The 21,044-nt window shown below is 60.2% G+C and carries 15 protein-coding genes and 1 pseudogene; 5 read left to right on the top strand and 11 right to left on the bottom strand.

Annotated features, from left to right (window positions below; all coding sequences use genetic code 11):
- Window positions 1–130: 130 nt before the first annotated feature.
- From ACJO3M_RS12745 to ACJO3M_RS12700, 10 genes and pseudogenes are all read right to left on the bottom strand, one after another.
- On the bottom strand, window positions 131–2,122 hold the full coding sequence (locus tag ACJO3M_RS12745) for an acetoacetate--CoA ligase (RefSeq protein ID WP_407001734.1): 1,992 nt from the start codon (window positions 2,120–2,122) through the stop codon (window positions 131–133).
- Window positions 2,123–2,138: 16 nt separating this feature from the next.
- The gene (locus ACJO3M_RS12740; RefSeq protein WP_407001733.1) at window positions 2,139–2,918 is read right to left on the bottom strand and encodes a 3-hydroxybutyrate dehydrogenase; all 780 of its coding nucleotides are present in this window, start codon (window positions 2,916–2,918) and stop codon (window positions 2,139–2,141) included.
- 12 nt (window positions 2,919–2,930) lie between these two features.
- Window positions 2,931–4,295 (bottom strand): TRAP transporter large permease, encoded by a 1,365-nt coding sequence (locus ACJO3M_RS12735; protein ID WP_407001732.1) that lies wholly within the window; start codon window positions 4,293–4,295, stop codon window positions 2,931–2,933.
- A complete protein-coding gene (locus ACJO3M_RS12730; protein ID WP_407001731.1) occupies window positions 4,295–4,933 on the bottom strand; it encodes a TRAP transporter small permease subunit in 639 nt (212 codons plus the stop codon). Before ACJO3M_RS12730 ends, ACJO3M_RS12735 begins: the two co-directional genes overlap by 1 nt.
- A gap of 118 nt (window positions 4,934–5,051) precedes the next feature.
- Window positions 5,052–6,104, bottom strand: a complete 1,053-nt coding sequence (locus ACJO3M_RS12725) for a TRAP transporter substrate-binding protein (RefSeq protein ID WP_407001730.1) — start codon at window positions 6,102–6,104, stop codon at window positions 5,052–5,054.
- Between the two features lie 326 nt (window positions 6,105–6,430).
- The gene (locus tag ACJO3M_RS12720; RefSeq protein WP_407001735.1) at window positions 6,431–6,559 is read right to left on the bottom strand and encodes a helix-turn-helix domain-containing protein; all 129 of its coding nucleotides are present in this window, start codon (window positions 6,557–6,559) and stop codon (window positions 6,431–6,433) included.
- 69 nt (window positions 6,560–6,628) lie between these two features.
- A pseudogene (locus ACJO3M_RS12715) lies at window positions 6,629–7,774 on the bottom strand (sigma-54 interaction domain-containing protein); the annotation flags it as partial.
- Window positions 7,775–7,898: 124 nt separating this feature from the next.
- Window positions 7,899–10,025, bottom strand: coding sequence for a 3-hydroxybutyrate oligomer hydrolase family protein (locus ACJO3M_RS12710; protein WP_407001729.1), 2,127 nt, complete (start codon window positions 10,023–10,025; stop codon window positions 7,899–7,901).
- Between the two features lie 320 nt (window positions 10,026–10,345).
- The gene (locus tag ACJO3M_RS12705) at window positions 10,346–13,468 is read right to left on the bottom strand and encodes an Ig-like domain-containing domain (protein WP_407001728.1); all 3,123 of its coding nucleotides are present in this window, start codon (window positions 13,466–13,468) and stop codon (window positions 10,346–10,348) included.
- Window positions 13,469–13,481: 13 nt separating this feature from the next.
- Complete coding sequence (locus ACJO3M_RS12700; RefSeq protein WP_407001727.1) at window positions 13,482–14,813, bottom strand: outer membrane protein transport protein; 1,332 nt, start codon at window positions 14,811–14,813, stop codon at window positions 13,482–13,484.
- A gap of 316 nt (window positions 14,814–15,129) precedes the next feature.
- Between ACJO3M_RS12700 and ACJO3M_RS12695 the strand changes: the two genes are divergently transcribed.
- Window positions 15,130–16,035, top strand: coding sequence for an alpha/beta hydrolase fold domain-containing protein (locus ACJO3M_RS12695; protein ID WP_407001726.1), 906 nt, complete (start codon window positions 15,130–15,132; stop codon window positions 16,033–16,035).
- Here ACJO3M_RS12695 and ACJO3M_RS12690 read toward each other — a convergent pair.
- On the bottom strand, window positions 16,032–16,394 hold the full coding sequence (locus ACJO3M_RS12690; RefSeq protein WP_407001725.1) for a DUF6164 family protein: 363 nt from the start codon (window positions 16,392–16,394) through the stop codon (window positions 16,032–16,034). The two genes, ACJO3M_RS12695 and ACJO3M_RS12690, sit on opposite strands and share 4 nt — an antisense overlap.
- Window positions 16,395–16,477: 83 nt before the next feature.
- On the opposite strand from ACJO3M_RS12690, the gene ACJO3M_RS12685 reads away from it, so the two are divergent.
- The 4 genes from ACJO3M_RS12685 to ACJO3M_RS12670 are packed head-to-tail and all read left to right on the top strand — an operon-like array spanning window position 16,478 to window position 20,974.
- Entirely contained in the window at window positions 16,478–17,881 is a 1,404-nt protein-coding gene (locus tag ACJO3M_RS12685; protein WP_407001724.1) for a DUF2868 domain-containing protein, read from the top strand.
- A 3-nt stretch (window positions 17,882–17,884) separates the two neighbouring features.
- Window positions 17,885–19,315, top strand: coding sequence for a GTPase/DUF3482 domain-containing protein (locus tag ACJO3M_RS12680; RefSeq protein ID WP_407001723.1), 1,431 nt, complete (start codon window positions 17,885–17,887; stop codon window positions 19,313–19,315).
- A 50-nt stretch (window positions 19,316–19,365) separates the two neighbouring features.
- A complete protein-coding gene (locus tag ACJO3M_RS12675; protein ID WP_406989783.1) occupies window positions 19,366–19,761 on the top strand; it encodes an ectoine synthase in 396 nt (131 codons plus the stop codon).
- Window positions 19,762–19,771: 10 nt separating this feature from the next.
- Entirely contained in the window at window positions 19,772–20,974 is a 1,203-nt protein-coding gene (locus ACJO3M_RS12670; protein WP_407001722.1) for an MFS transporter, read from the top strand.
- The last annotated feature ends 70 nt before the right edge of the window (window positions 20,975–21,044 follow it).

The following is a 21,044-nucleotide window of genomic DNA, read 5'->3' as shown; positions in this document are numbered from 1 at the left end:
CCCTGACTGTTTTGGGACTTCCCCCGGCCATACTCCTTGATGCACTGTTGGAATTTCCTCCTGGAACCGTAGGTCGGATTAGCCGCAGGCGTAATCCGACAACCAGTTCTCAGGTCATTGCACCGTCGGATTACGCCTTCGGCAGCAAATTCGCCTCCGCCAGGCACTCGCGGATCTGATCAAGCGCCTCTGGATTAGCCAACGCGTCGCGGTTGTCGCTGCGAGCGGAGCCGTTGATCAGTCTCGCGACGGCCAGTTCCACTTTCTTGCCGCTGCGGGTGTAGGGAATGTCCGGCACGGTGATCACGTGCCTGGGCACGTGCCTCGGGCTGGCGCCTTCGCGGATGCGGGTTTTCAGGCGTTTGACCAGCTCTTCCCCGAGGCTTTCTCCCTCAGCGGGCACCACCAGCAGCACCACTTCCACGTCGCCGTCGATCTGGCGGCCGATGACCAGGCTGTCTTTCACCGCGGCTTCGGTTTCCACCTGGCGGTAGATTTCCGCCGTGCCGATGCGCACGCCGCCCGGGTTGAGGGTGGCGTCGGAGCGGCCGTAGATGATGGCGCCGCCGTGTTCGGTGAATTCGATGAAGTCACCGTGGGCCCAGACACCGGGGAAGGTATTGAAGTAGGCGTCGCGGTAACGCTCGCCGTCTGGATCCTGCCAGAAGCTCACCGGCATGGAGGGCAGCGGCTGGCGGCAAACCAGTTCGCCACGGCCTTGACTGACCGGTTGGCCGTCGTCGCCATACGCCACGGCGTCCACACCCAGGAAGCGGCACTGGATTTCGCCGCGGCGCACGGGCAGCAGCGGGGTGGCGCCCACGAAGCAGCCGCAGATGTCGGTGCCGCCAGCGATGGAGCCGAGCAGTACGTTGGGGGCACCGTCGCTGTAGACCCAGTCGTAGTCTTCCGGTAACAGCGGTGAGCCGGTAGAGAAGACGACGCGAAGGGCGCTCAGGTCGAAGGTTTTCGCCGGCGCCAGTTCGGCCTTGCGGCAGCCGGCAATGAAGCGGGCGCTGGTGCCGTAGTGGGTGACTTTTTCGTCGGCAACCACCTGCCATAGAAAGCTCAGATCCGGGTAGCCGGGGGAGCCATCCACGGTGATCACCGCCGCACCGGTCAGCAGGGCGGAGGCCTGCCAGTTCCACATCATCCAGCCGCAGGTGGTGAAGTAGAGAAAACGATCTTGCGGCCCCACATCACCGTGGAGCATCAGTTCCTTGGCGTGGTTGACCAGCAAGCCAGCGGCGCCGTGAACGATGCACTTGGGTTTGCCGGTGGTGCCGGAGGAATACAGGATGTAGACCGGATGATCCGGGGGCAGCGGCGTAAAGGAAGGCGCCTTGCCGGCACCGAAGGCGAGGGCATCGTCCCAGGTGGTGACGCGCTCGCCAGCGATGGGGGCTTCATCCGGCAGCTGCTGGACGCTGACCACGCATTTCAGCGATGGCAGGCCGGCAATGAGCTCGGCAAAACCCTGCTGGCGGGCAAATACCTTGCCGCCGTAGCCATAGCCGTTCACCACGATCAGCGCCGCAGGTTCAATCTGGCCGAAGCGGTCAAGAATCGCGCCGACGCCGAAATCGGGAGACGCGGAGCTCCAGATCGCGCCCAGGCTAGTGGCTGCCAGCATGCCAACCAGGGCTTCGTACCCGTTGGTGACTACGCCGGCAACACGATCACCCTGCTGAATGCCCTGATTGCGCAGGAAGGCTTCGAGGGCGCCGGTGTCGGCCTTCAGTTCGGCATAACTGCGACGCAACACCGGCCGGGTTTCGCAATAGGCAACGACCGCTTCGCTATCGGCCTGCTCGCCATCCGCCAGGCGCAGCAGGTTGGCGGCAAAGTTCACTTTCATGCCCGGGAACCATTCGGCGCCCGGCATGGCGCGGCTGCCCAGTACTCGCTCCGCCGGGGTGTCACTGACCAGGCCGCAATAGTCCCATACCTTCGCCCAGAAGGTGTCCAGCTCGTCGATGGACCAACGGTGCAGGGCGTGGTAATCGTTAAAAGGTCCGAATCCCTGATCTTCCAGCCACGCCTTGAAGCGGGCCATCCGGCAGTTGGTCAGGGTGTCTTCCGAGGGTGACCAGACCACCGGTGATTGTTCTGTATTGCTCATCCGTCTCTCCTGCTGATTACTGCATGTGCCAGCCGTGGCTGACGACAATGGATTGGCCGGTCAGGGCTGCAGACGGGAAGGCCGCCAGATGAACGGCCAGTTCGGATACATCCTCGAGAGTCGTGAACTTTCCATCCACGGTATTTTTCAGCATCACCTTGCTGATGACGTCTTCCTCGGAAATGCCCAGTTCCTTTGCCTGCTCTGGAATCTGTTTGTCCACCAACGGGGTGCGGACAAAGCCCGGGCAGATGATGTTGCTGCGTACGCTATGTTCTGCACCCTCTTTGGCAACAGCACGGCACAGCCCCAGCATACCGTGTTTGGCGGCAACATAGGGTGCTTTCAGGGGCGACGCTTCCAGTGAATGCACCGACCCCATATACAGCATGATGCCGCCGCCGGAGGCGTACATCTGGTTGAGGGCGGCGCGGGTGACCAGGAACGCACCGTCCAGATGCACACTCATCACTTTGCTCCAGTCCGCAAAAGCCAGTTTGTGCACCGGGTCGATATGCTGGACACCGGCGTTGGCAACGGCAATGTCCAGACCACCCCACTGCTCGACAATGGCGGCTACGCCCTCGTCAACGGCCTGCTCATTGGTGACATCCATTGCCAGCGCCATGGCTGTGCCACCGCTGGCTTCTATTGTCTGAACGGTGTCGCGGGCGCTTTCCAGGGTCAGATCGGCAACCGCGACCTTTGCGCCCTCACGCCCATAGTGTTCGGCAATCGCCCGGCCGATGCCACGGCCGGCACCTGTCACCAGGGCAATCCGGTTTTCCAGACGCATGATATTTTCTCCTTAGTCGTAAGCCACACTCGGCAGCCAGGTCGCGATTTCCGGTACCAGGAACACGATGGCCAGAGCTACAAGCTGAATAATGATGAACGGCACAACGCCGCGATAGATATCGATAACGTTGATTTCCGGCGGCGCTACCCCCTTGATGTAGAACAGGGCAAAGCCAACCGGCGGCGTCAGGAACGAGGTCTGCAGACACATGGCAAACAGGATGGTGAACCACACCAGATCAAAACCCAGCGTTTGAACCACCGGCGCCACCAGCGGCAGAATGATGAGGGTGATTTCAACCCAATCCAGGAAGAAGCCCAGCAGGAACACCGCGAACAGAATGGTCAGAACCACGCCATAAGGTCCGAATGGCAGCCCCAGTAGCGCGTCTTCGATTACCTGGTCGCCACCAAGCCCCCGCAATACAACAGAGAACGCCGTTGCACCCAGGAAAATGGCAAAGATGAAAGCAGCCGTGCGGGTTGTCTGCTCCATCGAGGATTTGAGCACTTTCACGTTCAGTCGGCGTGACATCAGCGCCAGTACAAGGGCGCCAAGGGCGCCAACGCCGGAAGCCTCCGTGGGCGTGGCGATACCGGCAAAGATAGAACCAAGCACCCCAAGAATCAGCGCAGCCGTTGGCACCACTGCCTTGGCCACTTCCCAGACGATGCTCCAGGAGACTTTCTCGGTGCCCGCCGGCACTGGGGCAATATGTGGCTGAAACAGAGGACGGATCATCACGTAAGCGACGTACATGGCACCCAGAAGCAGCCCTGGCAGGAACGCTCCCATAAACAGATCACCTACGGATGCCTCTGGAACCGCCAGCCGGTCGGCCATCAGCACCAGCATGATGGACGGGGGGATCAGTATTCCCAGGGTACCGGTGGCGCAGGCAGTGCCCACGGCAAAACTCTTGTCGTACTTGTTCTCCATCATTACCGGCAAGGAGAGCATCCCCAGCAGCACCACGGACGCCCCGATGATACCGGTGGTGGCCGCCAGCAATACGCCAATGATAACCACCGTTACCGCATATCCACCGCGCACCGCGCCAAAGAGTTTTACCATGCTGTTCATCAGTCGCTCGGCAACGCCGGACTGATCTAACATGATGCCCATGAAAACGAACATGGGCAGAGCGACAAGGGTTTCGCTGTTTACGATACTCCATACCCGCTCGGGGACAAGTCCCATTGAAGACTGGTAATCGAACCAAAGGTTAGCGCCGAAGTTATCGACTGCAATGACGCCAATCAGGGTCCAGATAACGGCAGTACCACCCAGCACCCAAGCGACCGGGAAGCCGGTCATCAGCAGCGCCCCGAACGTAAGGAACATGCCGATTACAAACAGGGTTTCAAGCTCCATCAGGACACATCCTCTTTCTTGTTATTACCGGACTCGACCCGGATGGCCTTCGGAAAGCCAAAAAGCAGTGCGGTTACTTTCAGCAGGCGGGATAGTGCAGCGAGAATCAGAAGAGCAAACGATAATGCCACAACGCCCTTGAGAACCCAGCGGTATGGAAGCCCGGCAGGTGCCTGACTGGTTTCTCCCTGCTGCCAGGAGCTGTAGGCGTAGGGGAACATTTCCCAGACTGCCAGCCCGAGAAACGGCAGCAACAGGAATACCAGGCCTAACAGTTCAATCCAGCCCTGGCCCCTGAGGGACAGGCGTTCATGGATCACGTCCACTCTCACGTGACCATCAACCACCAGCGTATAGGCCAGCCCCAACAACCAGCCTGTGCCAGCCAGGTGCCACTGGACTTCTTCCAGGGTCACAGAACCAGCGCCGAAGGCATAGCGACCAACCACCGCGTAGATAATCACGCCGGTAATCACTAACCAGAGCCAGGAAGCACTCTTGCCGATCGCGGAAATCACACGGTCCATCCCCTGACTGACCCAGGTTGTGGGCAACTCCGTGTGATGATGAAGAATTTGGTCGGTATCGGACACCGATGGCCGCCCACTCTGCGGTGAGCCTTTACCAGACACCGTCATACAGCAGTTCCTCGCTCAGAATGCCGATTGTGAAACAAGGATGGCCCCGAAGGGCCATCCAGACTTTGTCGGAGAGTACCGGAAGCAGGCCCGGTCTCTCAGGATCGGCCCGGGATCCTTACAGGTCCGACGGAACGTAGGCGCGTGTATCCCAGATCTTGTATGTTTCCATAAACTCGTTCTGGCTTTCATAAACGCGCTTGAAGTCGGCATCCTTGGACGCTTCTTCTTTCAGCACTTCCTCGGTGACCGCTTCCAACTCTTTCAGAACATCACGGGGGATCTGGTCGGCCTGGACGCCCTTGTCCTGGAACTCGGCCAGGACCTTACCATTCTTGTATTCACCCTCGGCCAGGCCAAGCGTTGTAGCAGCAGTACAGGAGGCCTCAACCAGCGCCTTCTGTGCCTCAGTGGTTTTGTTCCACTGATCCCTGTTGATCAGCATGTACTGGGCGGTGAACTGCTGGTGCCAGCCCGGGAACAGGTTGTACTTGACCACCTGGTCGAAGCCGAGGATTTGGTCGATGGCGGGCATGGAGAATTCCGTCGCATCGATGGTGCCTTTTTCCAGTGCCTGATAGAGCTCACCACCGGGCATCATGGTGACGGAGGCGCCCAGTTTCTCCAGAACCTTGCCACCCAGACCCGCGAAGCGAATCTTCAGGCCTTTATAGTCTTCCAGCGATTCGATGGGTTCCGCATACCAGCCCGCTGTTTCGGGCCCGATAATACCGCACAGTTGGGCGTGCACGTCGAAGCCCTTATTGGCATAGACTTCCTGCAGCATTTCATGGCCGCCACCGTAGTAATACCAGGCAGTATAGGCCCAGGGCTTCATGCCGAAGGGTACGGCTGCAAACAGCGGAATCGCAGGGACCTTGCCCTGGTCGTAACCAATCCAGGTGTAACCTGCTTCAACCTTGCCATCGGAAACGGATTGCAAGATATCGAATGGGGGTACCAGCTTACCGGGCTCGTAGACGCGAACCTGGATGCTGCCATCGGAAGCGGTGGTGAGGTTTTCGGCAACCCAGGCGGCGGGTGAACCCAGGCCCGGTAAGTTGGTGGCAAAGGCAACAGGCATTTTCCAGCGAAGGTCGTCTGCGAACGCCGATCCTGTGGACAGGGCGATCGCACCGGTAATCCCGGCGAGAGCCTTGAAGAGTTTCATTGGCATGTCTCCTAGCATTGTTGTTTTATCCGGCCGCCGGTTGTTGACTGACGGTCCTAATCTGAGTGTAGTCAGACATCGCAGAGAACGAGACAGACAATATAAATTGTGGGTCCAACGTTGAGCGCCAGTCTTGTTTTCCGCGTTGTTCTGACGTCCTGCATCGGGGATTTAGCAGGTGCCGTGCCAGTCACAGAAAAATCTTTAAAATCAGAAGGATAAAAACTTGACTACAGAGAAGGGAAGACCGCATTGTCCGAAGATCCGGACGGAATAATACCTATGTCGTAAGTAGTTGTCCTGACCTCCGAACATGTGTCCGGAAATCAGGACATTCTGGCGAGCTTGTCATACAGAACGGAACGGGAGATGCCCAAAAGCTTGGCTGCCCGGGTCCGGTTGCCCCGGCAGGCCACCAATGCAGACTCAATAGCCTGGGCTTCCGCTTCCGCCATCACCTGGGCCAGTGGCCTGACCGGACGCGGCGACAATGAGGACTGGGGGCGCGAACCATTACGGGGCAGCACCTTGAAGATGGCGTCGGCATCAAGCAGCCCGTTGTCTTCGCCCATGGTAAGCGCCCGTTCCAGCACGTTCCTGAGCTCACGAATATTGCCCGGCCAGTCATAGCTTCCCAGTGCCGACACTGCGGCATCGGTAATCTCACCGCGTATTTCCAGGCCGTCACAGATGTCTTCCAGCAAGGCCTCGCACAACACACCGAGATCCGCCAGCCGTTCTCTCAGGGGGGGAATCGGAATTTCCAGAACATTGAGCCGGTAATACAGGTCCGAGCGGAAGCTGCCTTCGGCCATCATGGTTTCCAGGTTGCGGCTGGTTGCAGCAATGACACGGACGTCGACTGACACCACCTTGTTGGAGCCCAGGGGTTCAATCTCGCCTTCCTGTAGCGCCCGCAACAGCTTGGCCTGCAGCGCCAGCGGCATATCGCCCACTTCATCCAGAAACAGGGTGCCGCCGTTGGCAAGCTGGAACTTGCCATCGCGGGTGCGGCGATCAGCGCCGGTATAAGCCCCGGGCGCCACACCAAAGAATTCCGCCTCTAGCAGATTGTCGGGGATGGCGGCCACGTTCACCCCCACAAAGGGCTTGTCCGCACGGCCGGATACCGAGTGAATGGCCTGGGCCAGGACCTCCTTGCCGGTACCGGTCTCGCCCAACAGCAACACCGGCATATCCCGACCCGCGGCCAGCCGGGCACGGCGCTTGACCTCCAGGACCGTCGGGCTCGCGCCCACGAAATCCCCCAGGCTGTAGCGGGTGCCACGGGCCTTTTTTGCCAACGCCTTACGGGCCGCGGCCAGGTCCTGATGCAGACGCCGGAACTTACTGACCAGCGGCGTCAGCGGCTGCAGGTCATCGTAGAGAACAAAGGCCACCGCGCCGACAATCTCACCATCATCATCAAAGAATGGCAGGCGGGTGACCACAAACTGCTGGTTCTGGTGTTCCATGATATCCAGCAGCAGCGGTTTCCCGGTCTCCACCACCTCGGGCATGCGGGTGTGGGGAATCACATCCCGCACGAACCGGCCGATTACCTCAGACGGTTCCTTCAGCCCCAGCAATCCGGCATAGCTGGCGTTGATCCAGGTAATCCGGCTGTCACGGTCCACGGCGATTGCCCCGGCACTGGCCTCCTCGAACATCGGAATAAGAGCTTCGGTAAGTTCTCGGGTCAGGCCTTTCTTTTTATTGTGGGCAAATAGCTGTGTCATGTACCGGTTACCGCCAGGAAGAGTGTCTTGCATGGTACAAAACCTGGGCAGCCCGTCAATCAGGGATATTCAGCTGGTTATCAGCAAACACAATCAGATCACTCTGCGGCGGCTGATCCTGGATATCCGGCACGTTGGTTTCCGACAACGCTGTGGTGATATCACCTCGCGGCACCGTTCGTACCACCTGGCTCGGCGGCAGGGGCCGGCCCTCGGTCAGGTGTTCGTAGACCAGATCCAGTGCCTGGAAGTAGTAATGGTGCAGGGGAACATAACGCTCCGCGACGCCCGGGAAACCATTAAGCACATCCAGATGGTGGGCGTTGAGAATTTCGTAATAACGCAGGCCCGAGTCCTCCCCCTCAACCATCCGGTTCAGGGCCAGGTATGGCCGGGACGTGTGGTTGATCGGCAGGATCGCATCGGCCCGCCCGGTGACGAACACCGCGGGCTTGCCCCGCAGGTCACCACTGGCACGAATGTCTTCAATGCCCTGACTGACCGCATCGACCAGGGAGGCGTCGGCACCCGCCAGCGGGTTGCCGGTTGCAATATCCACTCCCTGAACCAGGCTGCGCAAACACAGCAGCGCATCCAGACCAAAGTCCAGCTGACCGGTACTGGCCGAAGCACTCATGGCCAGATGGGTCGGCTGGCCCAGGGCGTCGTCATACACCAGATTCACCCCGGCACTCGGCGGAATGCCGTTACTGGCCGAGAACAGGGCGGCTTCCTGTGCCGGAGCCAACGGAGTCACCGCACCGGTCCCATCCGTCGCCGCCAGGCTCAAGCTGCAAATCCGATCCTCAACACCCGCCTGACCATAGGCATTCGCATAAGTCATCGAGATGCCCTGGGCCACCGAGAGACCAAAATGCACTGGCGCCAGCAGGTTTTGCTCGGGCTGCATACCAAAGTCTTCGTTCAGAATCCGCAGGGCATCGGTGGCACGCTCCTCGGTGGTCATACCGGATACCAGGCCCTTGCTGGCCAGCGAGTCGCAAATGTTTTCGCCAATGGCCGGCGGATTGAACACCGCGTTCAGAGGTGCCACATCCCGGATAGCCGGGGCCTGGTTGGCACAGCCCTGATACACCGCCAGCGCCGTGGTGTAATCCAGCAGGCTGCGGCTGTGCCCGGAAATGACCGGGCCATTGCCCTGACGAATGGTGAACGAGGTATTCACCCTCGGGTTTACATTGGGCTCGGAAACCGCAACGCCGTCAATCAGCCCCCGGTCATCCTGTTCAGCCGCCCGCACTGACGCACCACCGCCATTGGATACGCTGGAGGCAATCACCAGGGTGTTTTTGGGCTTGATGGTAATCAACCGCTCACCGTTGCCGAGTTCGCGACCGAATTTCTCGTTCAGCACATAGAAACCAAACTCGATCGACTGCAGCACATGGGTTCCCCAATCGGCCTCCGGGTTCACCCCGGAGTGGGCATGCTTATAGGCGAAGCGGTCCGGCCACTGGCTGTTGAAGTCCGCCCGCGCAGCATCATCCAGGTCGGCGCGGAACAGCACCGGCTCATCGTCGGTGGTGGTCAGCGTACCGTCGATACGCTGGGTACTGTTGGTTTCCAGGTTGTGGGCACCCGTTCCGGTCCCCTTATCGGTATAGACCACGGCACAACCTTTCTTCAGCCCCCATTCACCGGCGGTGCCAATCGCACCATACACACCCCGCGAACCAGAGGAAGGTGCAGTCACCATGCAGGGCCGGCGGGGATCGAAGCTGTCCGGCACCTGGACCATCACCGTCACCGGCACTTCATGGCCTTGCTCTTCATGACCAGGAACAGTCATCAATGCGAGGGATTCCTCGCCGGCAATCATACCGTTCCCGTTAACCCCGACCCGGGGCCCAAAGAACGTGCCATAACCGCCGCCCGGCGCGGTATCCACCAGCGCGCGGTAGTTGTTGTAGATCGCCAGCCGTCGGAGTTCCCCGGGGGTCGGGTTGAGGGCATCATCAAAGGCCGGCGGGGTTGCGCTGGCCAGACCGTCGGCGCCAAGGCCGGCTGTCAGCAGGTCGTCAGTCAGGCCGTCGTACCAGGTCTGCTGAATATCACTGGCGATAAAGTCGGGTATCGCATTGAACGGAGGCTTGCCCTCATTGCCAGCGGCGAGCGCAGCCCCGGTTACACCGATCAGGGCGCATAGCAGCAATCGTCTCATGATTCGTTCCTTGTTTGTTGTTGTTAACGGTCAGGCCGAACCTCAGGCACTCCGGCCTGACTGGATGTTATGCGGATGCTGTGCCAACTCACCAAGGCATTGAAAATGCAGAATATTTATCGGAAAGACGAGAAAATCATCGAGGATTATCCGGAATTCCGGACACTGGCGGATCACCAATAACTCTCAGAAGGACTGAAAACAGGTAGTTAATGCGAATGTCCGGATAACCAGACACTGTCCGAAAGCTCGAACAATCACCGCTTCCGCGAGGGCAGTAAGCAGCGACTCCGCCCCAAAAGGGCAGAGTCGCTGACGGCTCAGCGCGCTGAATTGACCCCAATCATGGGTTTGACCGAGGATGACAGGTAGCTCAAGCGCAGGCCATTGGCCGGTATCTCCAGATCGAACGCCACGATGCCGCCCACATCCACCGCCAGGGTTTGCGCCACCTGATTATATTGCTCGATCACCTGGCGACCATCATCCAGAAAGCGCACTTCACCGGCCAGGTCCAGATCCAGGGGCACACTGTGCAGGTTGTGGGGCAGATCCAGTGGGGTCGCCAGATCCGGCGCGTCCAGGTAGATCTTCACATCGGTCTCAAACACCGGAAAACCATCATCACCCGTGCGGATCACTCCGGGGATCAGACGTGTGCGATTGCCCTCTTCATCCTCGGCATAACGCATACGGATAATCTGCGGACCGGTCGGCGTCTCCGCCCATGTCAGATCTGTGCCCACTTTGGCATTCACCGTCAGGGAGGTGGTGGTCAGCAGGGTGGGATGAAGCAGAACCCGGACACCCGCCGCAGGTTCATTGGGGTCCACCGGCCCCACAACCTCGGTGTTCAAGGCACCGGTCATGTAGATGAACTGAAGCTCCGGGCACTCTGTTTCAATCCAGGGCGAATAGATATCCTTACGGTCGCGGTTACAGCCCACACGGGCCTCTTCGCGGTTCCGGCTGACGACCCGGGTAGCCTGGGGCGGTGCGAGTGGCTGGCCGGCATCATCCAGCGTCACATCGGGTGACTCTGTGCAGTCACGCTCATAGACCTTGCGGATAACAACACCATCACTGTCGGTCTCATCCACGATGCCACACTGAATCGCCCCATCGGCGTTCACATCCCGCACCGGGAGATTTCTCAGGGGCAGGAGCACCGTATCGGACGTCGCGCCACCGCGGAAGTAAATGGTCATATCCGGGCCGCCCGGTTGACTCAAACCGGCGAGGGCATCGGTCTCCAGAGCCTGGCCTACGACAGAACAGATGGCGGTGTTGCAGTCCGGGGATTCAGAGGCCTCCGAAGACAGCGTGTATCGGTACCGGGCCCCTTGTTCCCACGGCTGCTCCGGATAAAACCAGAGTTTCCGCGCGGTCATCTCAAGCCGGCCTGCCACCGGTTTCTGGGCAACCTCGACGTTATCACCGGTGCCATCACCCAGTTCGGTCACCTTTTCCACTGTGAAGGTTTCGTTCAGGCGGATGGACGCAGGATCCATGGACTGGGAAAAAGTCACCGCGATGGGCCGGTTGGCGGGCAACGAAACCACCGGCATACTCTCGTCATCCAGATTGTAGTCAACGCCGTTGCCATCGATGGCGCCAACGCAACGCCCATGTTGATCGTTCAACAGATCCAGCCCCTTGGTGACACAGGGAAATCCGGGATAAACCGCCACCGCCAGCGGCGATGACGCAGACGGGTCCGCCTGGACCGGGAGCTCAAACGACAGTTCCTCGGGCACAGCGCCATTACCGGCCAGGTCGGTGAGGTCCGATGTCAGCCGGATCTGATAATGCGTGCCGTGAACAAGCCCGTCGGCCGGCATCACCGACACACTGGTTCCATCCACGGACAGGTCCAGCGCCTCCACGGGATTCCCATCGGCGAGTACCCGCAGCCCGTCAGCGAGGGATTCGCGCGATATCGGTTCATCGAAAAACAGGGTAATCGGATCCCCTGGCCGATGGGCATTGTGCAGGCCAGTGCCCGCCTCATCGGGCATCCAGCTCAACAGCTCGGGGCCCCTGGTATCCACGAATGGGTCCGGCGCATTCTGTTGGGCTCGGTCCAGGGTTTCGGCCTCAATCCGGAATGCCAGTGAGGCCACCGCATGCTCAAGGCCCAGTAACCGCGGTTCGACCATGCTCAGGGCGTCGATTTCGAGAGTCCCGTTCTTGATGATCGCGGTTCCCACCAGCTCCAGACCCAGAATATTCTGGGACAGAGCAGCATTCGGTTGCGCTTCCTCGGTGCTCATGGCGACATCCATGAACAGACGAATATGGCGAGGGGCGTCATCCGCATCGGAATACGGGTTCCGGTACAGGTAACCCACCGCGTCGGTAATCGTGGTGACCCGGATGGCCCCCGTTTTCTGGACCCCGCTGTTGGTCATCAACGGCACCACACCGCCGACGTTCACATCCAGGGAGGTGCTGCTCAGCAACGTCCCGGCGGGGATTTGCAACGGCGTCATTTCGGGGTAATCCGGCGCATAGGCAAGCTCTGCCCACATTTCGCCCGTTTGGTAGGAGGTGGGCGTATTCCCCAGCAACACCGAACTCAGGGCAATGCCGTTAATCGGCTCCCCGTTCAGTACCGAACGCAGGTCCTCGGCATCCGAGTTGGCAACCGCCGCCTGGTACAGGATTTCACCCGGGCCCGAGTCCTGCGGGGTCAGGGTGGTTTCATAGTTTGCCAGCTGATCGCCATAGGCATTGGGCAAATCCCGGACAACGAGCCGATAGGTTTCCCCTGGGTTCAGAGCAGATTCTGATGCGTCCTTACCGGCAACCGGATCGATCACAAGGCGCCGCTCCCCGGACAACACCCGCGCCGGAACCAGATTGCCGGCACTGTCCTCCAGCCTGACTGACTCACCGTAGACTATCCCTGCCGGGTGAACCGGCTGACTGAAGGTCAGTCGGAGAGTGGAAAAATCCACCAGCGGATAGCGTTCTCCGTCAGGAATCCTCCCCTCGACCCGGAATTCGGCCGCCGTGCCGGAGAGTGAGGGAATACCAGTGAAGCTGCCACGGGTCTGGAACTCCAGGCTGCTCTCGCTGCCCAGTTGCTCAATGACAACATCACCGGCCGTGACCGGTCGCTGCAGGCTAACGCTGTAGGTGGCGGCAGGCTTCAGGGCGGCAACGGGGTGAATCACCCAGCTCTGGCCACCATCCACCGGTGTCAGCTCATGGTCGATCCGTTCATCCCCCGCCTTCAGCGCCAGTTCAGGCTGATCCACTGGCTGTGAGAACCTCAGGACCAGATCGGCGCGGGGCGAGACATTCCGCTGACCATCTGCGGGGTAGCTGTAAATCAATGAAGGCGCGGGGCCTGGTGTCTGCATGCTGGAGTCTTCTCCCCCGCATGCTGCCAACAAGGCCGGAACCAGCGTCAGTGCGCCGACTTTCCACAGGTTCATGGCAGTCTCCTGTTCAGAATTTAAGCGTGACGGAACCGGCGATGACATGGACATCCCCGTCGGCGGTGACCTGCCCGTTGGTCACCGTTTCGTTACCGGAACCGGTGTTGCTTAACTCGAAATCCCGCTCCTCCAGCCGGTGGTACTGGTACCCGATATCCAGCCTGACCGGATAAGCCAGCACACGCGTTTGCTCGTACTGCGCAGACAGACCCAGACCAACGATGTATCGGTCACTGTCGTAATAGTTCACATCCGGTGTCAGGCCATCCCCGAGGGGTGATTCCTGGTAGGCCAGCCCGGTGGTCAACGCAAAATTGGGATGGAACTGATACTCGCCGCCAATACGGGGGACAATAATGTCGTCAAAGTGCACCTCGGCCTGATCCTTGATCTGATCCCCTTCAAACTTGTCACTCAGGCCAGACCAGTTCTGTTGCTCCAGGCTGCCGCCAATCCGCCAGCCGTCGCCTTTGTATTGCAGCCCCAGCGCCAGGGTTTCGGGCTGGTAGGAATCGTAGGTCCGGATGGTGAACTCCAGAGGAGCGGACGCCGGTATCAACCCGGGAATGACCACACTCGAATCCACCGTGGTATTGGTGTCGGAACTGGTGCGATAGACCGCGGCCACCTCCCAGCCACTGAGCAGGCACTGACTCTCCGGACAGACGGTGCGCCCCAGGTCCACACTGGTGGAATAGATCAGGCGAAAAGAGGGTTCGGCGTCGACCGACAGCTTTTCCTGCTCGGTATTCCCCGCCAGGTCACTGACAGCTCGCAGATCCGCGGCGGCATGGAGCGTTACCCGCGCCGAGGCGCCAACACTGATCCCGCGCCAGACATTCGAGGCAGCGCCGATGTTCAGAAACAATGGCTCTCGGCCATACTCCAGGAACTGCCCCTCGCTGGATGTCTGCGATCCAAAGGCCAACATTTCTTTGCCGTACTTTTCCACACCGGCAATAAACCCGAGGTAGATCGGGGGGCCATCTCGAAGCATGGAGGTGAGATCAGTTTTCATGCCGATCAGTACATGCTGACTTTCCTTTTCAAAGCTGAAGGTGCCGTTACTACCCGTGGCCTGAAGATCCGGCTGGGCATGCAACAGGCCTGTGGTCAGCTCACCACGTGGATCTGATGCCAGGTAAGCGGGATTGTAGAAATTGGCCGACACCTGGGTGTTAAACATCGACAACGCCTGTGCCGAGGCAATGTCCGTCGGCAACACGCCATAGGTTGATCCAATATTGCCCATACTCGCATTCGCCAGGGGGGACAGACCGGCCAGGCTTGTGGCGATAACAAGGCGGGACAAAAGCACGGATCTGTGGAGCAGGTACGACATGGCTAAGTTCCTTTAGACACGCGGGAATTGGTGGTCCGAGCGATAGGCCCGAGTCATTCGTGGGGAGGAACCCTAAACTCTCCTTTTCAGGTTCAGATTGGCAGGGTAGCCCCGGATATCCTGGCTACCGGGTCATCACAAATGCGACATATGACAACTTGCTGTTTTATTTCGATTTTCAGAAATTCCGTTTCCGACATGTCGCCAGCGGTTTCAGCAAAATGTGAGAAAAATCACAGACCTGAAATGCATCCGATACCACCACCCGCCCGTAAACACCTCATGACCTAGTGCACTGTCCCTTCGGGAGTTCAAAATGCCCAACCCATTCCGCTACCAGGTAGCCACTACCCTGCTGATGCTGACAAGCCTGTGGGGCTGTGCCACTCACTCCGGGGCGCCTGAAACCACACCGGACCATTCCCATACCGACTTTCGGGTGCTCACGGATATTGCCTATACCCCTGCGGATTGGCCGCAGGCCCTCTACACCGATCTCTACCTGCCCGAAACCAGTGGCAAATCTCCTGCGGTACTACTGGTTCACGGCGGCGGATGGGAAAGACGTTCCCGCAAGGATATGGAGTGGATTGCCAAAGACCTGGCCAGCCGGGGATTCGCGGTGATGAATATCGATTACCGATTTGCGCCGGAATACACGTTTCCCGCGCAGCTCCACGATGTGCAGGTGGCAATGCGCTGGCTTCACGACCACAGTAGCGAATACGGACTGGAGCGCTCGGCCATCAGCGCCTTCGGCTTCTCTTCCGGTGCTCACCTGGTATCGTTGATGGCCCTGGTGGCCAGTTCTGACAGCCCATTGAATGCCCCGTATGGCGGAGACACAAGCCGTCCCAGCGCCGTCGTTGCCGGCGGTATCCCGGCGGACCTGCAGGCGTTTGATTCCGGCAAACTGATTCGACAGTTCCTGGGAGGAGAGCAGCAGGATATACCCGACATCTACCAGCAAGCATCACCGGTGACCCATGTCACCCCATCCGCTCCGCCGTTCTTCCTGTTCCATGGTGGCATGGATATGTTGGTGCCTTTTAGCCAGGCAGAGCAGCTGCATGAGGCGCTGAATGAGAACAACGTGGACAATGAACTCTACCGGATGCACCTTCGCGGCCACCTGACCAGTTTCCTGACCGCAGGACGGGCGGTCGAGAGGGCAGCAGATTTTCTGCGCCGGCACAATCCGTCATCAGCCGGTGGTTCCTAACCAATTCTGACGAAGGGCAGCAGACTCAGGGCGGCAATGATAATGATAGCCAGGCAAGCGGCCAGCGTGGTCACGGGTTTTTCGCGCAAGCGGAACCAGAATCCACCGACACGACCCGCCGCAAGGTCATGCTCGTATTCCGACCGCTGTCGCGCCCGGCGTTGACTTTGGTAGTCTTCCAGCAATGCCCGGGCCCGGGCGGCTTCGTCATCGTCGTGAACCCAGAAGCCCCCCATGCTGATCCCCCAGCGACTGGGTGGCGTTTCGTAGTAGCGAACCTCGTGGGATTCGAACAATTCGCGGATTTCATCCGCCTCGTCATCGGGTACGTGGCGGAGATTCATCAGATGGTGGGGCATGGTTGGTCTGGTATCAATGGCCGGAATCCCTATATCCTAGCATCCATGAGGATGACCTACCGAACTTGCCGCCAGGACGTTGAATGACCGACACCGCCATCCGCCTGTTGCTGGAATTTGACGACAGGGTACGCCGCGATCAGGAGCAGGCACCGACGTTTCTGCACCGGCGCGACCGGAAATATGCCCTGAATTGCCAGCAGCGCGGTGTTACCCCGTCCCCGAGGGACTGGCTGGCTCATGTTGAGCGCTTGAGCGGGCCGGGAGGCGGGCCCGGCGCAGATGCGGCTCTCGGAATCTGGCGACGTATTATGGCGGGGTTTCTCCTTGCGGGCGCCTTCCTGGGCGTGATTACCATGCTCGGATTGCTGTTTTACGAGGGCGGCCAGCGGATCAACGTCACCGTTATTCTCGCCTTCGTTTTTCTCCAGTGCCTGTTGGCGGCCTTTACCACGCTCCAGGCTTTTGCCGGATGGCAACCCTGGCGCCCGCTGATGGCCCGGCTTTCCTCCGGGGAACCAACCACGGCCCTGCGCAGTCTCCAGCCACAGCTGATGGCAAGGGCTGCCCATACTGGCGGCGTGGCGTTCGGCATCAGTGGCTTGCTGACGTTGCTGGTGATGGTGGTGGTTCAGGACCTGGCGTTTGGCTGGAGCACCACGCTCAATACTGACAGCCACAGGTTCCTCGGCCTGGTACAGGCCATTGCCGCTCCCTGGCAGTGGCTCTGGCCCGTCGCGGTGCCCGACGCCAACCTGGTGGAGACTACCCGTTTCTTCCGTGCCCAAACCGGCGGTATCACCACCCCTCCGGCCCGGCTGGGCGACTGGTGGCCATTCGTCGTCATGGTGTGGATAGGCTATGTCCTGCTGCCGCGACTGATACTGGCCATCGTCGCCGATGGCCACCTGCGATTAAGGGCCCGTCGGCTGCTTGACCGTCACCCGGGGCTGACCGCATTACAGTACCGGATGGAAACGCCGGCACTGGAGACCGGCAATGCCCACAACGACGCCGAGCACCAACCGGACACCTCGACCAACAGTCAGTTGAAGCCACTCCCGGAGAGCGACACCGTTATCTGCTGGGCCGGCGCCGGAGAACCGGAGCTTCCGGATGCCCTGAATGGTCCCGATACCCTGGTGCTTCGGGCCGGCGGCCGGGCATCGCTTGAGGACGACAGGAACACCCTGGACCAAGCCGCCAATCACCTTGCGAACATTACCCGGCCCGCTGTCATTGTGGTTACCCGCAGCTGGGAGCCACCCACCGGTGAGCTGCAGGACTTTCTCCAGCAGGCCCGCGAGCAATGGCCCTCTGCCAGCCACGTGGCGGTGGTTCCACTGACCACCTCCGGACTGGAAAAACCGCCCGCGCACCAGTTACAGCAGTGGCTGCGATTTACCGAACGGCTGGGAACCGACTTTGCCGGCGTCAGCCTTCCGCCGTCGCTGCTCCAGAACCCGTACCAACAGGGGGAGCTGTAAGCCATGGACAATGCCCCGGTTTTTGCGGTGGTCGGCCACCCCAACAAAGGCAAATCCAGCGTGGTGGCGACACTGTCCCAGAACGACGCCATCGCCATTGCCCTGGAGCCAGGCACCACCCGTCAGCGTCAGGCCTATCCGTTAACCGTGGACGGCAGGACGCTCTACACCCTAGTGGACACCCCGGGGTTCCAGCGCCCACGACGGGTGCTGGAATGGCTGGATGCCCACAGCGTATCGGCCTCGGATCGGGCCGAAACAGTGGCTGCTTTCGTGACTCAACACCGCGACGACGCCCGCTTCACCGACGAGTGCGAGCTACTGACACCCCTGGTAGAAGGTGCCGGTATTATCTACGTGGTCGACGGTTCGGTGCCTTACAGCGCGGAGCACGAAGCAGAAATGAGCATCCTGCGCTGGACCGGCCGGCCCAGCCTGGCATTGATTAACAGCATTGGCCCCGACGATTACAGCAATACCTGGCAGGCGGCGCTGGGTCAGTTCTTTCAGGTTGTCCGCAAGTTCGATGCCGTTCGCGCACCATTCGACCAGCATCTCAGCCTTTTGAGAGCCTTTGGCCAATTGGAACCGGCCTGGGAGGCGCCCCTGGAACAGGCCACCGGTTTTCTCGCGGATCAGCGCAGCCAGCGCAAAACCCAGGCCGCCAGGCTGATTGCCAAAGCCCTGGAAGACATAATGTCGCACCAGGAAAAACGCACCCTGACCACAAATCAGGCCACGGAAACCAGCGAGCAGACCCTGGCGGATACCCTCAGGCGTAGTTGGTACCATCACCAACGTCGGCGGGAGCAGACCCTGCGGGTCTCCATTGAACACCTGTACCAACACAAGCGCATTCAGCGCCAGGAAGCAGAGCTGGAATGGCACAGCGATCACGACCTGTTCAGTGAAGACAGCCGCCGCGTCTGGTCTGTCAGCCGACGCTACCTGGCCACCGCAGGCTTCGGCGCGGGCGCCGTTGGCGGTGCCGGCATCGACGCGCTCACCTTCGGATCGTCATTGGGCACCGGCGCCCTGGTGGGGGGAATTCTCGGAGCAGCAGGCAGTTATTTCTACGGCGACCGGCTGGCGCTGCCCGCGCTGAATATCGGCGCGCTGAGGGATGGGTTGAAAACCGCCACCTTTGGCCCTGTACAGGACAGCCAGTTCGGCTATGTTGTATTAGGGCGTGCTGTGGATCACTGGTGGCATATCAGCCACCGCAACCATGCCGGGCGCGATCAGCTGGACCTTGCACCAGCCGATAGCCACTGGCTGGAAAACCTGGACCGGAAAAGCCGACAGGACATCCAGAGAGCCTTCGACCGGTTTCGTAAACACAGAACGCCCGACGAACGCCTGCGGGTTACCTTTGCCGCCGCCGTTGAACAGGCGCTGACCGTTTACGACGATTGGCGGTTGAACCGGACCTGACAGGGATGTTTATACTGTAGAGCTATTCCATCACAAAATGAGGAATGCGAATGAAAATCGTACGAGTGCAAGACATCATCGGTACCGAGCGCGAAGTCAGCGGCCCGGGCTGGACCAGCCGTCGCATGCTGCTGAAGAAGGACGGCATGGGCTTCTCCTTCCACGAGACCATCATCCCAGCTGGCGCTGAGCTCAACCTCTGGTACAAGCACCACCTGGAAGCCGTCTATTGTGTTGCCGGTAACGGCACCATTCTGGACAAGGCTACCGGTGAAACCCACGACATCTCCGACGGAACGCTGTACGCACTCGACAAGAACGACCAGCATACGCTCCGTGGCGGCACTGAAGACATGCGCCTGATCTGCGCCTTCAACCCGCCAGTCACCGGTCGCGAAGTGCACGACGAGGACGGCGCCTACCTGCCGGATACCGGCGAAAACTAAGTCGCCTTTCGTGGCTGATCCCCAAGCCGCAATCACACCGCCACCGCAGGCAAAGCTGCTTCCGGTGGCGGTGTTGCTTTGGCTCGCCGGTGTATACCTGCGCGTACCGATACTCGTGGCACCGCCGCTGGCGCCCTTCATTGGCGACGAGCTGGCCCTGTCCCAGGCGCTGACAGGGGCACTGACCACCCTGCCTATCCTGATGCTGGCCATCGGCTCCATGCCCGGCTCCCTGGCCATCGCCCGTATCGGTCCACGCCATACCCTGGCGCTGGCCATGGTGATCATGGTTATCGGTTCCGCCGGGCGCGGACTGGTGCCGGACACCTTTACCCTGATGCTCGCCAGCGCCGTCATGGGCCTCGGCGTCGCCATGATGCAACCGGCCCTGCCAGCCTTGCTGCCGCGCTGGCTGGAACCTCACCACCTGGCCCTGGGCTCCGCCATCTATATGAACGGCATGTTGATGGGGGAATTCATAGGGGCGGGCATCACCCTGCCGGTGCTCATGCCCCTGATGGACAACAGCTGGCGTGCGACCATGCTGGCCTGGTCGCTACCGGCCTTACTGGTTGCTGCCGCCCTGTATTTGCCCAAAAGAGACCGGGCAAAACCGGTAGGCAAAGTCTCCTGGCTACCGGACTGGAACAACCCGCTCACCCTGAAAATCGGCCTGCTCCTCGGCCTCTCCGGCTCCATGTTCTTTGGCCTCAACGCCTACATGGGCAACCTGCTGGAACAGCAAGGCCAGTTCAACAAGCTCGCCGACGCCCTGTTCTGGTACAACATCGCCCAGGTCTTCGCCTCCCTGGTCATGCTCAAGATGGCCAGAGCCTGGGTAGGCCGCCGCTCCGCGATCATCGTTACTGCCTCCCTGAGCATCATAGGCACCCTGGGCGCCATTACCTTCACCGGCTGGTGGTCCATCGCCAGCGCGACCCTTATGAGCTTCACCGCCGGCATCCTGCTGATCCTGCTGGTCGCCGTGCCACCGCTGGTTACCTCGTCACAGGAAACCGGCCGTCTGTCCGCCGGCACCTTCCTCGTCGGCTACACTATGGCATTCTCCGTCCCGATGCTGGGAGGCCTGCTGGCCGACTGGACCGGCGATGCCCGACACGCCATCCTCACCATCGTCGCCTACAGCGCCCTGGTCCTCCCCCTGGCCTTCACCCTGGACCTGACACGAAAAAAGGACCAGCTCGAAAGCTGATCCTTACAAAAGAACGCCATCACCAATGGCCGAAAGGCCGCGGGGCGGGGTGTCTTTCCGCCGGGAAAAA

Origin of the sequence: Marinobacter alkalisoli, from assembly GCF_045449795.1 — a bacterium.
GTDB lineage: Bacteria > Pseudomonadota > Gammaproteobacteria > Pseudomonadales > Oleiphilaceae > Marinobacter.
The sequence above is the reverse complement of the archived record's forward strand: the minus strand, read 5'-3'. Positions and strand labels throughout refer to the sequence as shown.